13 protein-coding genes are annotated in these 15,437 nt (G+C 48.8%); 5 read left to right on the forward strand and 8 right to left on the reverse strand.

What is annotated here, in order from left to right:
- Positions 1-63: 63 nt before the first annotated feature.
- On the reverse strand, positions 64-588 hold the full coding sequence (locus HNQ56_RS14205) for a DUF2812 domain-containing protein (protein WP_429147381.1): 525 nt from the start codon (positions 586-588) through the stop codon (positions 64-66).
- Complete coding sequence (locus HNQ56_RS14210; RefSeq protein WP_429147384.1) at positions 566-904, reverse strand: PadR family transcriptional regulator; 339 nt, start codon at positions 902-904, stop codon at positions 566-568. Before HNQ56_RS14210 ends, HNQ56_RS14205 begins: the two co-directional genes overlap by 23 nt.
- A gap of 277 nt (positions 905-1,181) precedes the next feature.
- On the opposite strand from HNQ56_RS14210, the gene HNQ56_RS14215 reads away from it, so the two are divergent.
- A complete protein-coding gene (locus HNQ56_RS14215; RefSeq protein ID WP_429147387.1) occupies positions 1,182-2,192 on the forward strand; it encodes a MerR family transcriptional regulator in 1,011 nt (336 codons plus the stop codon).
- Positions 2,179-2,790, forward strand: coding sequence for a DUF6273 domain-containing protein (locus HNQ56_RS14220; protein WP_429147390.1), 612 nt, complete (start codon positions 2,179-2,181; stop codon positions 2,788-2,790). Before HNQ56_RS14215 ends, HNQ56_RS14220 begins: the two co-directional genes overlap by 14 nt.
- A 113-nt stretch (positions 2,791-2,903) precedes the next feature.
- On the opposite strand, the gene HNQ56_RS14225 is transcribed toward HNQ56_RS14220, so the two are convergent.
- Positions 2,904-5,123: a glycosyl hydrolase family 2 protein gene (locus HNQ56_RS14225; protein ID WP_429147393.1), complete on the reverse strand. Its 2,220-nt coding sequence runs from the start codon at positions 5,121-5,123 to the stop codon at positions 2,904-2,906.
- 363 nt (positions 5,124-5,486) lie between these two features.
- Here HNQ56_RS14225 and HNQ56_RS14230 point away from each other — a divergent pair, with 363 nt between their 5' ends.
- Positions 5,487-5,810 carry a hypothetical protein gene (locus HNQ56_RS14230; protein WP_429147395.1) on the forward strand — a complete coding sequence of 108 codons (324 nt, stop codon included), beginning with the start codon at positions 5,487-5,489 and terminating at the stop codon, positions 5,808-5,810.
- Here the strand turns inward: HNQ56_RS14230 and HNQ56_RS14235 are convergent.
- Positions 5,748-9,029: an ABC transporter permease gene (locus HNQ56_RS14235; protein WP_429147398.1), complete on the reverse strand. Its 3,282-nt coding sequence runs from the start codon at positions 9,027-9,029 to the stop codon at positions 5,748-5,750. The genes HNQ56_RS14230 and HNQ56_RS14235 overlap by 63 nt on opposite strands.
- Before the next feature lie 205 nt (positions 9,030-9,234).
- On the opposite strand from HNQ56_RS14235, the gene HNQ56_RS14240 reads away from it, so the two are divergent.
- Positions 9,235-9,714, forward strand: a complete 480-nt coding sequence (locus tag HNQ56_RS14240) for an MGMT family protein (protein WP_429147400.1) — start codon at positions 9,235-9,237, stop codon at positions 9,712-9,714.
- 116 nt (positions 9,715-9,830) lie between these two features.
- On the forward strand, positions 9,831-11,207 hold the full coding sequence (locus tag HNQ56_RS14245) for a glycoside hydrolase family 32 protein (protein ID WP_429147403.1): 1,377 nt from the start codon (positions 9,831-9,833) through the stop codon (positions 11,205-11,207).
- A 127-nt stretch (positions 11,208-11,334) separates the two neighbouring features.
- Here HNQ56_RS14245 and HNQ56_RS14250 read toward each other — a convergent pair whose 3' ends face one another.
- From HNQ56_RS14250 to HNQ56_RS14265, 4 genes are read right to left on the reverse strand one after another with little or no spacing between them, the layout of a single operon-like run.
- Positions 11,335-12,165, reverse strand: a complete 831-nt coding sequence (locus tag HNQ56_RS14250; protein WP_429147406.1) for an ABC transporter ATP-binding protein — start codon at positions 12,163-12,165, stop codon at positions 11,335-11,337.
- Positions 12,162-13,268: a FecCD family ABC transporter permease gene (locus tag HNQ56_RS14255; protein ID WP_429147408.1), complete on the reverse strand. Its 1,107-nt coding sequence runs from the start codon at positions 13,266-13,268 to the stop codon at positions 12,162-12,164. The genes HNQ56_RS14250 and HNQ56_RS14255 overlap by 4 nt, the downstream gene beginning before the upstream one ends.
- Positions 13,265-14,263, reverse strand: a complete 999-nt coding sequence (locus tag HNQ56_RS14260) for a FecCD family ABC transporter permease (RefSeq protein ID WP_429147411.1) — start codon at positions 14,261-14,263, stop codon at positions 13,265-13,267. Before HNQ56_RS14260 ends, HNQ56_RS14255 begins: the two co-directional genes overlap by 4 nt.
- The gene (locus HNQ56_RS14265; protein ID WP_429147414.1) at positions 14,260-15,360 is read right to left on the reverse strand and encodes an iron-siderophore ABC transporter substrate-binding protein; all 1,101 of its coding nucleotides are present in this window, start codon (positions 15,358-15,360) and stop codon (positions 14,260-14,262) included. The genes HNQ56_RS14260 and HNQ56_RS14265 overlap by 4 nt, the downstream gene beginning before the upstream one ends.
- Between the last annotated feature and the right edge of the window lie 77 nt (positions 15,361-15,437).

Consider the following 15,437-nt stretch of genomic DNA (forward strand, 5'->3'; position numbering starts at 1 on the left):
AGTGTACCGCAAAATCACTAAAATAGGGTGACAGAGTGATACACTCTTCTATTTTCTTTTGGATTACTTTTCAGTTATAGGGTTCTTGATAGAATTTTTTAGCTTCTTGAATTTAATATAATTTCTTATGACACAAACAATACATACAATGAAAAATACGATACCCAATACGGACGGAGAAGAAAATATCCAATAAGCTGATAAGACGCACAGGCACAGCAAGGTTGCCGTTTGAACATTCTGCCCCCTTTTAATCATGTCAAGCTTAGAGCTTGCATCACTGAAGATACTGATATCTTCAGTGGGACATTTTTTTATCTTCCTAAAATAATACCATGCATTGTATTTTGTTACATACTCCCACCCGTAGTCCTTAAACATGAGCAAATAGGCTTCTTCATCCTTGATAGCCGGAATAACGTCCATTTGATAAATAAAATCTTCGGCTTCTGCTTGTTCAAAGATATATTTATTCGTTCCTTTCAATTCTACAAACTTCCAGCCTAAACGATGCTGTTTCTGTAAAAATTTCTGTTCCTCTAAAAAGTCGGATAAGAAAAAGTGTTTACGAATAATTTTCTTTTTCATCCAGCTGACCTCCCCTTATGTTTTCATACACCCTTTTAATACGTTTTATCTCAATATCTAAAATTTCTTTTCCCAATGGGGTAATTTGATATGATTTTCGTTTTCCTTCCTCTCGGATAAAGCGTATCAGGTTATCCTGTTCCATTTTGGATAAACTTCCATACATGGTTCCGGCGCTGATTATGACTTCTCCGCCTGTCATTTCTTTCACCCTCTGTGTGATGCTGTATCCATGCATCTCTTCCTGCAGACAGAACAAAATATAAAAACCGGTTTCTGTCATCGGCAAGTAAATCCTTTTAATACGTTCTTTCATAGCCCCACCTCCTATCGAGACACGATATATCGCACCTCTATATAAACACTATATCGCAGTACGATATATTTGTCAATTAGATTCGTTTCTATGATTGGCTAAAGAATTATGCTATACTGGTCATTAATTGATAAGGTGTAGGTTTGATGGAACGCTTAGATCCCGATTATTTAGATAATCCTGATTTTCTGTGTGTTTTTATAACGAATTTATGATTTCCTTCTTGACCTTAACGTCGCGTCAACTTGTATACTCTTACTTGAAAGGGAGGTTAGTCATGGAACTGCAAACAATCAGTCAAGTATCTAAATATTTTTCAATCTCAACCCGAACCCTTAGATATTACGAACAAATCGGGTTGATAACATCTGTGAAAAAGGAGGATTTCTCTTATCGTACCTATGACATCGAAGCAATCACACGTCTGCGTCAGATTATTGTTCTGCGTAAGCTGAGGATACCGCTTAAACAGATTGCCGGGATACTGCAAAGGGCGGATGCCCGTGTAGCAATCGAAGCCTTTGAGCGCAACCTTACTGAAATTGAGGACGAAATTACCGCCCTGTCTACCATTCGCAGCGTTATTAAAGCCTTTATCGAGCATCTGAACCTTGGAAGCGCGGTATTCGCTCTCCCGGATGATGAAGGCTTATTAGAAATTGTGGATTCCCTGACTGTCTCTAAAATTAATTTCAAGGAGGAAAAGTCAATGGAACAGCTTAATCAGGCAAGTGAGAAACTAAGTAAGATGGAAGACAAAGATGTGAGGATTGTTTACCTTCCGCCCATGACGGTGGCAGCTGGCTACGCATCGGGAGAAGACTGCGAAGGCAAGACCTTTGATATGATAAATCGCTTCGTAAAAGACAGCGGATTATTAAAAATCAAACCGGATGCCCGGAGCTTTGGGTTTGATTGCTCTATAGGAGCAACAGGAATCGGAGAACCCTCCCGCACCTATGAAATGTGGGTATCTGTTCCCGATGACATGGAAATACCCGCACCTTTAGTAAAGCGAACCTTTAACGGGGGGCTATATGCGGCGCATGTATTGAGGACATGGGACTTTGAGGATTGGCGTTTATTAAAGGAATGGGTCAATGCCAGCGATAAGTACGATAACGACTGGGATTCTCCGCGATGGATATCGCCGGAAACCAGTGCGGGACAGGGCTTTGAAGAAACATTAAATTTTTATAACTATACCCAAAACGGTAAAATGGAGGATTTACAGCTGGATTTATTATTCCCTATTAAGGAAAAGGAGAAGGTGAATGGAGAAAATTAATATTGGAGGGGTAATATCCTTCGGCGGTTATAACTGGCGTGTTCTCGATGTAAAAAACAATGCTGCTCTGATTATAACCGAGAACATTATAGAACATCGCGCTTACCATGATGCTTATAAAGATATAACATGGGCGGATTGCTCCTTGCGAAACTATCTAAACGGTGAATTCTATGACAAATTTAACGCAGCGGATAAATCCAGAATACTTCCGGTGATAAATAAAAATCCTGACAATCAGTGGTATGGTTCAAAAGGCGGAGCAGATACAAGGGACAGCATATTTTTATTAAGCATTGAGGAAGTAGTCTGCCAGTATTTCGGTGATAGTAGCTCAAAGCTGCAAAACCGGGGAAAGAATCAAAGATATTGGTTTCAAAGAAAAGATGAGAACAACAGTAAGCGAATAGCAAGAATTGAGGGTAAAGGCGGTATTTGGTGGTGGTGGCTTCGGTCGCCCGGCCGCTTTAATGTAAAAGCCGTATATATTCATGGTGACGGTAATATAGGGATCCAGGGCAACAATATTTTAAAAGGCAATATCAGTGATGGCAGATGTACAGGAGGTGTCCGTCCCGCTTTATGGTTGAAGATATAATCTGAATTATGCCAGCTTGCGAAAGAGATCTATATGGATATGGCTAAACAAGCGGAAAGCTATGGTTTAAAAGACCCATGGGGAGCGGTTATGGCTTCCCATGGGTCTGCCATTTAAATATTTTTTCCTGTTTCTGCAATCATATCACCGCTGATGATTCCATAAGGAATCGGTTTATCGTATCGGTTGGAGATACTGCCGGTTACCTTGATCTCGATCTCATTTCTGCCCGGCTTCAGCAGGGATGCGGAGAAAAAGCGGTGCCTGTTCCAAAAGCTTACACCGGAAAAACGACCGTTGATCCAGCACTCCGCCATTTCCTCCGCTTCAAGACAAAGTACTTCGTCACCGGAAGGGTCGTGGAGGGTGAGCTGTGTGCGGTAGGTTTTACAAAGCTGTGTATCATCATGGTCCACCTCTGTCAGCCGCTCCTGAAGATCAATTTCCTTCCAATCCGGCAGAGGGGGTGCTGCAACGCGGCCGGTTTCGTCTAACATCAGCGCCGCACTTTCAAAAGGATGCAGCTTCAGCCGGAAGTTCTCGTTATTGCCGACGGCATATATGGTATCCCTCCACAGGTCATAATGGATCACGGTGCCGCAGACAGGCACGCTGGCCAAAAGATCAATGGCTTCCAGCCCCTCGTTGACACAGAGATAGATATGTATATTGTCCCGGACGATATGTGACACACGCAGGGACTTGCAGGGTATGGCGGTCTTGAGATCCCTTGGAAGGTCTTCCGCTTTTGCCGTATCAGCCCGGAGCAGGGGCAGTTCTGTGCCATGACAGGGGATATAATGGGTATAGCTATAGTCCCTTATATTCAAGGTCTTATCCTTTATAACTGCTTCCTCAAGCAGTGAAACAGGCATATAGTTGAATTCAATCTGGTTCTCATACAGTTCGGCTGCCTCTTCCCAGGGCATATTGCCGCTCTCACAGAGAACGGCGATCTGCGCGCAATTCCTGCTGTCGGTCATGAGATAGGAGAGACGTTTGATATAATCTGAAAACAGCCGGTAATACTTCCACCAGATATTATTCGGTCCCACATCCGGCGGACGTTCCTCCTTACGGGCATCCCGCAGGCTGTAGTAGAAGGCATGGGGAATAAATAAATTCACACCCCGCACACCAAGCCAGTCAATCATCCACTTCGTGTCGCAAGCGGGGAGGTGCCAGGCACCGTGACCGCAGACACCGAAGCACTCATTGGAATTGCGGCGCTTGCCGGTATGCCGTGCGGCATCTGCCGAGCATTTGGCCTGCACGCTGTCCATTCCCGTAATACCGCCGTTCTCCGGTGCAACCCGGCGCAGAATCAGATCCTGTCCGGGAATGTGGAAATAGGTCTCCTCGTCGATATCATTGCTTTTCTCCGGATGCCCCATAAGGGCAATTCCATGGGCCTCGCACCAGTCGCTGAGCTGCTGGTAATAGGCGGTACACAGGCGCTTTGTTACTACCTGCCTGTAAATGCGGGTCGTTGCATTCTCCTTTTTCTCAAACAGGGCGCGCAGCTCCTGCAAATCGCCTCCGGCGGCAAGAATCTCTGCTTCCAGCCCATCGGTCCATTCCGCATATCCCTGAGCATTCCGCCCTAAGACACCGGGCTCGTCGGTAAAAAATCCAATAACAGTATTGCCGAAATATTCTTTCAGATGTTCATAATATTGATCATGGGTGAGCCGGATAAATAGCCGGACTGCTTCCGGATTCAGGATGTCGGCTGAGGGAGGAGCATTAGGCTCGCCGTCATCTTCGCCAAAATGAATGCCCCGGATTGTGCCGCCGCAATGTTTTTGTACCAGCATACTGCCGTCAGAAAAATGTGCAATCACCTTATGATTGTCTGTGCTGCCAGCCGTACTGCGGCAAGCCATGATTTTATCGGCCGCATCCTTGCCGACTACGTTCTTGTCAGCTGGATTCTGGTAGATTAAATTACAGCCCGCTGCTGTATCTCTATCCATCAGACAAAGGCCGATGGATGCGAAGGCAGGATTGGCATTCACAACTTCACCGTGTGCCGTGCCGGAGGGATACATGGCCTCATCGTACAGCACAATTTTCATATTCAGACTGGCGGCAGTCTCTACAATATGATGTATAAAATCAAAATAAATATCGGATAAATAAGGAATGCTTTTCGGGATACCGATGCGGGGGTGTACCACTACGCCATTTACACCCTTTTCTTTAAAATCTGTCAGCTGACGTGTAAGCTCTTCCTTATGGAGTTCGTCATTAATAAACCAGAAGGGAATGGGAGAGAACTCCTCCGGGGGCTCCTGTAATGTATGCAATAATGAGGTTAATCCTGTGTTCATTGTCCGGTCCTTTCCATGGTACTGCCGCCGATTGTCTGGGATACCTGCGGTACGGCGTACTATTATTGCTATTATACTGGGAAATCCATAGATCGGCAAGATGGCAAAAATATTGCCCTAATGTGTAGGTGATGCACCTTAACCTATTACAGTAAGCCCAGTCTTCTGGCCCGGGAAGTCACGCGCATTCCGGGGGGAAGCCTTTGCTATGATGATTATAAGTTAAATGATAAATTAAATCAGAATAGTAAAAACCTTTATGAAATCTATGGCTTTCGCAGCTGGCCCACATATCGGAGGGGCTGGAGGGTTGTAATTCCTTTTGCCACAGAGAAAACAATCGAACAGTATCGGAACGGTGAAATGGTAACGCCCTATTATATTAAAACAAGGGATCTGTACCGGGCATTTACAGATTATTTTAATGAAGGGACAAAAGCAGCCTATTATGTGAGGCCGGAGGTCTCCGCAGGAGATACGGAGAAAGACGCCCAGGCCCTTGAGGGGGCCTTTTATGAAAAGGATAAGCTGCTCTATCAGGAAGGATATTTTAACTCCCCCGATTTTTATCATGCCATCTGGGATAGATGGAATTTTTTACTGGTCACAGCGATTTTCCTCCTTCTACTCTACGGATTTCAAGGATTCCGCCATGGGAATCCGGTCGATTTTCCCGATCAGGATTAAGCTGACTAATCCGGTTAGGCCAAGGGTTATAACCAGCGCATAGAGATAGCTGGCAGGGAATATCTGAATATTAAAGGAGATGGCTTCAATTTTAATCTGTTCCATAACAAAGCGGTGAAGCAGAATACCCGCAGGCAGACCAAGGGCCGTGCTGAGGAGGGTGATCACGATATTCTCCCGGAAGACATAGCTGTAGGTCTCCGTGGGGAAGAAGCCCAGCACCTTAATGGTTGCGATCTCCCGGTTACGCTCCGTAATATTGATATTGCTCAGATTATACATAACCACAAAGGAAAGGGCGCAGGCACAGGCAATGACCAGCCAGACGATATAATTAAGGCTGTTCATCATATCGGTTACCCGGTTTCTTGTGTCCTCCGTAACAAAGACATTAGCTACGCCGTGATCGTTCATGAGCCTGGCGGAAATATCATAGAGCTGACCGGCGCCGGCGGTGGCATAGGCTGTCTTATAGGTGCAGTCTGCGCCGAAGACCTTCTGGTAGGTGGCGGCGCTCATATACATATAATGAAAGGCATAATTTTTAAACACGCCCCCGATCTGAACCGTGTAATACTCCGCATTATTGAGATTGATGGTCATGGTATCCCCGATTCCCACTCCCGCGGCCTTAGCCAGCTGGTCGCTGACGGCAACATAGCCGTAATCCGGATAGGGCACGGCTTGGCCATTCAGATGCAGGCCGATGACCTTGGTGATATCCGGGTCATCGCTGGCGATAATATTGATCTTCTGGCTCCCCTTTTTATCCGAGAACTCATAGGTATCGGTACAGATAAACACGCACTCGGAGAGCAGGCCGGAGGTATCCTCGTCAAAAGCCTTCCTCTCCTCTTCGGTTAAAGGGTCGGAAAAGGTGAGGGTGTAGTCATACATCATAATAGAGCCAAACTGGTCGTCGGCAATATTGCTGATGGAATCCTTTAAGCCCAGGCCGGCCAGCAGCAGTGCACTGCAGCCGCCGGTGCCCAGAAGCATCATAAAGAGACGCTTTTTATACCGTAAGATATTGCGGATGGATACCTTGTGAAGGAAGTTGATCTTCCTCCACAGGAAGGGAAGCCGTTCCAGGAAAATGCGTTTTCCCGCCTTGGGAGCCTTGGGGCGCATAAGCTGGGCCGGCATCTGTGACAGCTCCGTCCGGCAGGCCGCATAGGTGGCCCCCACAGAGCAGAGCAGGGATACCAGCAGGGTAAGGAGTGCCAGGTAGCCGCTGAATACATATTTGATTTCGGAAAAACCATAAAGCATCTTGTAAGCCTGCCAGATGGCAAAGGGAAACAGCCTGGTGCCTGCAAAGTATCCCAGAATACAGCCGAGAACGGCGGCGCTTCCCGAGTAGGAGACATATTTCCGGGCGATGGAGCGGTTGCTGTAGCCCAACGCCTTTAAAGTGCCGATTTGAGTCCTTTGCTCATCCACCATCCTTGTCATGGTAGTACTGCAGACCAGAGCGGCCACCAGAAAGAAGAAGATAGGGAATATCTTGGCGATGCCCTCCACCACGGAGGAGTCATTTTCAAAGCTGGTATAGCCGATATTGGTGCTCCGATCCAGCACATAGCAGGACGGTTGATCCATCCGGGCCACCTCTTCCCTGGCGGAACGGATTTGCTCCAGCACATCCTTCAGCTTCTTATCGGCATCGGCTAAGGAGGTATCCGTTTCCTCCTTGGCGGTATTATATTTCTCTAAGCCCTCGCTGTACTGCTCTTTTGCCTCTGCCAGCGCTTTCCCGCCGTCGGTAAGCTGTGTTTTATAATCCTCTATGATCTCTTTGGCTGTGTCCAACTGTGCTTTCGCCGAAGTCAGCTGCTTCGCTGCGGCGGTGAGCTCGGTATTGGCCGTTTTCCTGGACGCATCCAGCTGGGTCTGCCCTGCGTTGACCTGGGTCAGAGAAGCCGTCAGTGCCTGATATTGCTCCACTGCTCCTGCCGCCTCGATCTGTGCCAACCCCTGCTTTACCTGCTCCAATTGTGCGAGAGCGGTCTGATACTCCGGGCTGTTTTGGTCCGTGAGGAGGGTAAGGGCTTCCTCCAGTGCGGCTTTCAATTGCTGTAAGTCCTTGTATTGGTCAAGAACACCGCTTTTCTCGATCTGCTCCATGCCGGCAGTTATCTGAGAACGGCTGGTATCCAGTTCTGCCTGCTTTGCGTCAAGAGCGGCAAGGGTTTCTTCCTTTTTCGCCTCATATTTCTTTCTGGAATTGTTGTACTCTGACAGGGAGGTTTGGTATTGCTCCTCTTTCTCCTCCAGCTGCTGTCTGCCGTCTGCCAGCAGCGTTTCCTTATGACTGATTTCAGCCTTTGCATCCTCCAGCTCCTGCCATGCAGCTTCCAGTTCTTTTTCTGCATCCGTCTTTTGAGATAAATACTCCGTATAGGAGGAATGATAGTCCTCTTCTGCATCGGCAATCTCCTGATTGGCTTTTTCTATAATATCCTGGTAACGCAGCTGGGCCCGGAGGTTTCCCGCATCGGTGAGAGACTGCTTCATGGCGGATATGGCATCCTCATAGTCCTCGCTGAAGATTTTGAAACGGGGAATGTCCAGACTGAGATAGAGCTCCGTATAATAATCAACGGAAAAGCCGCCCTCCGGGAGATAGAGGAAGGCGTTGACCGAACCTCCCGCAAGCTTGGTGGTGCCCCGGTCACTGCGGTACAGGTAGCTGACAGAATTGCATAACCCTACGATGGTATATTCCTGATAGGAAAAGGAACGGAGTGTGTCTTCCTCATTGCTGTCGGAAAGCAGGATTGTCTTACCGATGGCTTCCTCCGTAAAGCTGAGAGCGTCCGCCAGGCATTCGTTATCTGCGCTGGGGCTCCGGCCTGCGATGATACTGAGCTGATTCACGTTCTGGGTTATGGAATGTGCTTTAAGAATAATATCTTTGTGGTCATTGAACTCGGCGATAAAATCAGCAAAGACGGCTCCTTCCGCAGCGCTGATACCGTCCAGGCCGTTGAAATACTCAATATCCTCATCCGTAAACCCTAAAGTGGACAGCAGGCGGTAGTCGTACATGGTGCTTTCGGAAATATAGGAATCCCCTGTCTGTATCATGGCTTCTTTGGTGATCTTAAGCCCGGAGAAAAAGCCGACACCGAGAGCTATAATCATAAGAATTGCAAAATAGCGTCCCAGGGTGTGCATAATCTCACGCCGGTTATTCTTGTTCCATGCAGAATTCATTATTACCGCCCCATTTCCCTGCTCTGAAATAATATCTTGCTTTAAAATGAACTAAGATAAAGTTTAATACAATGTAATAAAAATTTCAACCGTTCATCAATAGAAGTAAAAAGCCATTAGGATATAAAAATATAAAAATTTATAAACTGCCTCATTGCATAAGGAGACAAAATAATTTATGCTCTACTCAAGGAGGTGCATTGAGATGGCAAATGAACAGAAAAAGGATTTTAACGCAATGCTGCGCAATAATAAGGACATGCCTAAGGTGCAGATCATTACCGATGAGAAAAGCATTGAGAAATACGGCGGTGAACGGATGTATTTTGCCCCGCCCATGGATTACGACAATGTGATGAAGAGGGTCCCTTATGGCAAAGTCATTACAGTGGGGCAGATCCGGGATTATTTTGCCATAGAAAATCAGGCTGATTTTACAGATCCCATTACAGCCGGAATCTTTGTCTCCATAGCAGCCTGGGCCAGTGAACAAAGGGAGGAAGAAAAGACACCGTATTGGAGAACACTGAAAGCGGAAGGCGAATTGAATCCCAAATATCCCGGAGGGGCAGAGGCTCAGAAGAAAAAGCTGGAGGAGGAAGGGCATACTGTTATTCGGCGCGGAAGAAGCAACGTCCGATATTATGTACAGAATTATCAGGACAGCTTATATCAGCTGGTGTGAAAAGCAAAGGGCAGGAAACAGAAAGAGATAAAAGAGAAATGGAAAATAAGAAATAAAGGAAAAGATAAAAAAAGAAAGATATAGGGATAGAAAGAAAGTCATAGGAGAAGGATAATATGAAAAAAGAAGAGAAACGAGATTACAGGCCAAAAGTGCATTTTACACCGCCTGCGATGTGGATCAATGATCCCAATGGAATGGTATATGTGGATGGAGTTTATCATCTGTTCTATCAGCACTACCCGGAGGACACCGTCTGGGGACCCATGCATTGGGGACACGCAATCTCCGGAGATCTGCTGCACTGGGACCATCTGCCCATCGCCTTGTACCCGGATGAACTGGGTTATATTTTTTCCGGAAGCTGTGTCTATGATTATCAGAATACCTCGGGCCTCGGAGCGGAAGGGAAGGCTCCGCTGGTGGCCCTGTATACCAGCCATGACGGTACAACGCAGACCGAACACCAAAGCATGGCTTACAGTACGGATTATGTTCATTTTGAAAAATACCGCAAAAATCCGGTTATCTCCAACCCTGGCATAAAGGACTTCAGAGATCCCAAGGTATTCCGGAACTCCGAATTGGATTGCTGGAGCATGGTATTGGCGGCAACGGACCGTGTTAATTTTTATTGCTCCAGGGATCTGAAAAGCTGGGAGAAGACAGGGGAATTCCTTATCGGGCACAATGGAATCAAAGGCATCTGTGAATGCCCCGACTGCTTTCCGGTAAAAACGGAGGAAGGCATCAAATGGATTCTGATCATCAGTATGATCATTGAGACAGAGAATAAGATGGCTAATGTACATAAGACCCAGTATTTCATAGGCACCTTTGACGGAAGAACCTTTATTGAAGCGGAAAAAGCCGAAGGCCCGCTGTGGCTGAATTACGGCCCGGATCATTATGCCGGAGTCACCTTTCAGAATATGGACAGACCGGTGTTAATGGGATGGGCGAATAATTGGGCCTATGGGGGAGCTGTTCCCACAGAAGGCTACCGGGGACAGATGAGCCTTGCCAGTGAAATAAGCTTGAAAAAGACGCCCCTGGGATACCGGGCGGCATTCCGGCCTCTGGGGCTGGAGCAATTGAGGGGCAAAGGGGTTTTGGCAGCAGACCGGACGGAGCTTGCAACCCAGTCCTTTGGCCTGGAGGCGGAAGGCAGCGGACAGGGAAGGATAATTTTATCCAATGCCATAGATGAAGAGCTGATTATCGAGATTACCGGCGAAGAGATCATTGTTGACCGCACGAAGGCCGGGAGGAAGGACTTCCATGAAAAGTACGGGCTGCCGGAGTTTTGCAGGGTCAGCGCGGCAAGATATCAGAAGGGCGATTACCGCCTGGAGCTGATCTTTGATGTCTCCCTGCTGGAGCTGTTCGCCGAGGATGGCTTAATTCCCGTCACAATGTCCGTATATCCGGAAAGGCCATATGAAACGCTTCATATCGAGGGAGAGATGAAGGCTTACATATATCCCCTGTAATGCCCTGTAATGTGCATAAAAAATGCGTCTTGACTAAGCTTCAAAAGCTGTTTCAAGGCGCATTTTTGTGCTATTAATAGGATTATTTTGTATAAATTACTATCACCAATTCATTTTGCGGCAGCCCTTATATCTGTCCGGAATATAGAAGCTCCCCGGGATGAACATGATGCCTGCCCTTGGGAACAATAAAGGGAGAGCCGGATACCGGATCCTTGATTACGGCGCAATCGAGCCCAAACACCTGCTTGATCAAATCCTCGGTAACAACCTCTGGGGGAGTTCCCTCACGGATGAGCCTGCCCTTGTGAAGAGCAAAGATATAATCGGCGTATCTGGCGGACAGATTAATGTCGTGGAGCACCATAACAATGGTGGTGCCGCGTTTCTTATTCAGGTCCGTAAGCAGATCCAGAATCTCAACCTGATATGTGATATCAAGGAAGGTGGTAGGCTCATCCAGCAGCAGGATATCGGTCTGCTGCGCCAGGGCCATCGCAATCCATACCCGCTGGCGCTGCCCGCCGGACAGCTCGTCAATATTGCGGTTTGCCAGCTCTGAGATGCCCATAATCTCCAGAGCTTCTTCCACCGCTTCATAATCCTTCTTACCCCAGCCCTTAAAGAAGCTTTGATAGGGAAATCGCCCCCGGCCTACCAGATCGGCAACGGCGATTCCCTCCGGCACCACAGGAGACTGGGGAAGCAGCCCCAGGACACGGGCCAGCTGCTTAGGCGGAATCTCATTAAGCTTCTTCTCCCCCAGGAGGATATCCCCGGAGGAGGGCTTGATCAGACGGGCCAGGGTTTTAAGCAGGGTGGATTTTCCGCAGGCATTTGCACCGATGATTACGCTGATCCTATGATCGGGAATGACCAGATCAATTCCGTGAAGAATGACTTTATTATCATATCCCGCAACAATATTATTTGCTTTTAGCTGCTGTGCTGTTTTCATGATGACCCTCCGGTTCGATTCATTCGAATAAGTAAAAACAGGAGATAGGGAGCGCCCAGAATACCGGTGATGATTCCTACCGGGAAACGGATATCAAAGGCAAACTGCCCGATGAGATCCGCACCGAGTACCAGTATGGCGCCTACCAGTCCCGATGGCAGTTCATTGGAAGCTCCGGTTCCCACCAGCCGGGTGGCGATGGGTCCTGCCAGAAAGGCTGTAAAGGCAATGGGACCGGTGACCGATGTAGCAGAGGCGATCAAAAAAACGGAGCTTAGAACCAGAAGGATTCTGGAGCGGTCGGCCCGCAAGCCCAGGGTAATAGCGGACTGTTCCCCCAATTCCAGGATTTTCAAATGCCTTCCCAGCAGGAGGATAACCAGACCGAAGAAAATCACAACAAGAAAAAGGCCCGGAACATCCCCCATCTGCATTCCGTTTAAGCTGCCGCTGAGCCACCGGAGTGCGCCGGGAACATCGTATTGGGATGCCCTAAGCAGCAAGAAGGATACGACTGCATTGAGCATAGCCTGGATGCCGATGCCGATCAATATCAACCGCCCCCCGGAGAAGCTTCCGCCCCGGGAGAGAAGGTAAATAAGTGCGGCTGCACAAAGGCCTGCGATTATAGAGGCGACCGATACAAAAGTCCCGCTTACCCGAAGGATAAGGATGCAGAAAACCGCCGCTGCGCTGGAGCCGGAGCTTATTCCGATGATATCCGGGCTGGCCAGAGGATTGCGGAGCATGGTCTGAAAGGTGCTGCCCGCCATACCAAAGGCGATCCCGGCAAGGAGGCCGGAGAGCATCCGGGGAAGCCGCAGAACGCCCACCGCGAAGGAGGCACCCTGGATCTGTTCACCCAGAAGCACCCGGATAACGACCTCCGGAGAATACAGGGTGTTGCCGAGAAGCAGCATGCCGGCGCACAGCAGAAAAGTAAGGGCTGCCAGGGAGACCGTCACAAGAGACCATCGAAGCCTCCTGGATCGGCAGCCTGACTGAACATAAGACAGACGGCCGGCTCTTTGGGGCGGTTGGGCGGAGCTGCCGGCAGGGCCTGATGTTCGTTGTTTAAGAGTATCAAAAGGATTTATAGTCATAATGATCGCACCTTCGTTCTCATGGCAATAATAATCAGGATGGGAGCGCCCAGAAAAGCGGTAACAATTCCGGATTCCAGTTCACTGGGTCTTCCGATCAGTCTTCCTGCAACATCTGCCAGGGTCAATACAATTGCTCCGCCGACTGCCGACATGGGGATAATCAGACGGAGATTTGGGCCGCAGAGGAGGCGGACCGTATGGGGAACCATAAGGCCTACAAAGCCGATGGGCCCGGCCAGTGCCGTCGTCGCTCCGCAAAGAAGCACACCCGCCAGTGCGCCGGCGATTCGCACCACCCCCGTACGCACGCCCAAGCCGGTGGCTACATCATCTCCCAGGGCGAGGGCATTCAGGGCCGGAGAGGCGAGAATTCCGATGATCAATCCAAGAATCAGAAAGGGGAGCACCGAAACAATTCCCTTCCAGGTTGCGCCGCTGATGCTGCCCACCTGCCAGAAACGGAACGCGTTCATGACATCGGTGCGGGGCAGAATAATAGCGCTGACCAGGGAAGAGAGGGCGGCGCTGGTGGCAGCGCCGGCCAAAGCAAGCTTAATGGGTGTCGCTCCGCCCTGTCCCATGGAGCCAACTCCATAGACAAATACGGCTGTGACGGCAGCGCCGGCCAAGGCAAACCATATGTATTGGCCGGCGGTATTAATCTGGAAGAATGCAATGCCGCTCACTACGAACAGAGAAGCACCGGTATTTACGCCCAGAATGCTGGGATCTGCTATGGGATTGCGGGTGATGGACTGCATAAGAACCCCGGATACCCCAAGGGAGGCCCCCGCGATCAGACCAAAAACCGTCCTTGGAATACGCTCCCGAACCACAAGGTGGCTTATGGAAGCCGGATCAAAATGCAGTAACGCATCCGTTACTTCGGAAAAACGGACATAACGGGCACCGAAGGCCAGAGAGGCAATCACGCATAGGATAAGACAGACCAGGCTGCCGAAGGACAGCACGGTTATTTTTACCTGTTTCATTGTACCTTATCAGCTGCCTCTCCGAATAAACTCAGATATTCATCGATGGTTGCGGGGATGGAAAGAGCACTGGGGGTTCCGGAGGCGGCAAGCGGTGTGCCGTCTTCAATCATGACTACGGAGCCCCTTTGAATTGCAGGGATGGTTCCTACAAGAGGGTCTGCCTGAAGGGCTTCCAATAAAGCCGGATCGCCGTAAGCAACAGCAATATCGATATCTGCCAGCTGATCGGCATTTTCAGCGCTCAGTTCAATGGAAAAGCTTTCGGAAGCCTGGGCCATGGCGGCTACGCTTTCCGGTATTTCCATTCCCAGATCCGTCAGATATGCCGCGCGTGGATCCGTGGGAAGGTATATGTAGAATTTGCCTAAATCAGAGGGGACAAAATAAAAGAAGGCGGCGCTTTTTCCTTTGATCTGGGGATACTGCGCTGTTTTCTCTGCAATCAGCACCTCTAATTGACGGACCAGATCTTCTCCTTCTGCCTGTCTTCCCATTCCTGCCGCATCAAAGATAATCTGATCACGCCATAAGGTCTGCCAGGCAAGAGCAGGATAGGCCACGACCGGAGCGATCTGGCTTAAAAGCGCATATTCCTCCTGGGTGATGCCGGAGTAAGCAGCCAGAATGACATCCGGCTGAACATCATTGATTGCTTCGTAGTTCAGACCGTCGGTGTCGTTAAAGAGGACCGGATTCTCAACACCCAGCTCTTTGAATTTTGCCGCTGTCCAGGGCAGAAGGCCGCTGCCGTCGGTAACGCCGTAGTTTGCTTCGGACACACCCACGGGAACCACACCCAGGGCCAGGGGAACATCCTGGTTACCCCAGGAGATCGTAGCAATGCGCTCCGGCTTACTGGTCAGCACGGTTTCTCCGAAGGCATGTTTTATGGTAACCGGGTAGCCGGAAGAAGTATCGGAAGAATTGTCTTCCGGAACGGTTGTTGTCTCTGCGGGTGCTGTATCTGTGGGTGCGGCTGCATCGGTAGGATTGTCGGAAGTGCCTTTTGTGGAATTGGAGCAGCCTGCGATTGACAGAACAAGGGCAAGTGCCAGTATCCCTTTTGCGTAGAAGTGGAAGTTTTTAAGTCTCATGATGATATCCTTTCTTTTCAGATAGTGAATAATATATTGTCCCTGTTAGCTAATGCTAACTTAAGATATCCTATCGA

This window comes from Anaerotaenia torta (assembly GCF_050433395.1).
Lineage (GTDB): Bacteria > Bacillota > Clostridia > Lachnospirales > Lachnospiraceae > Mobilitalea > Mobilitalea torta.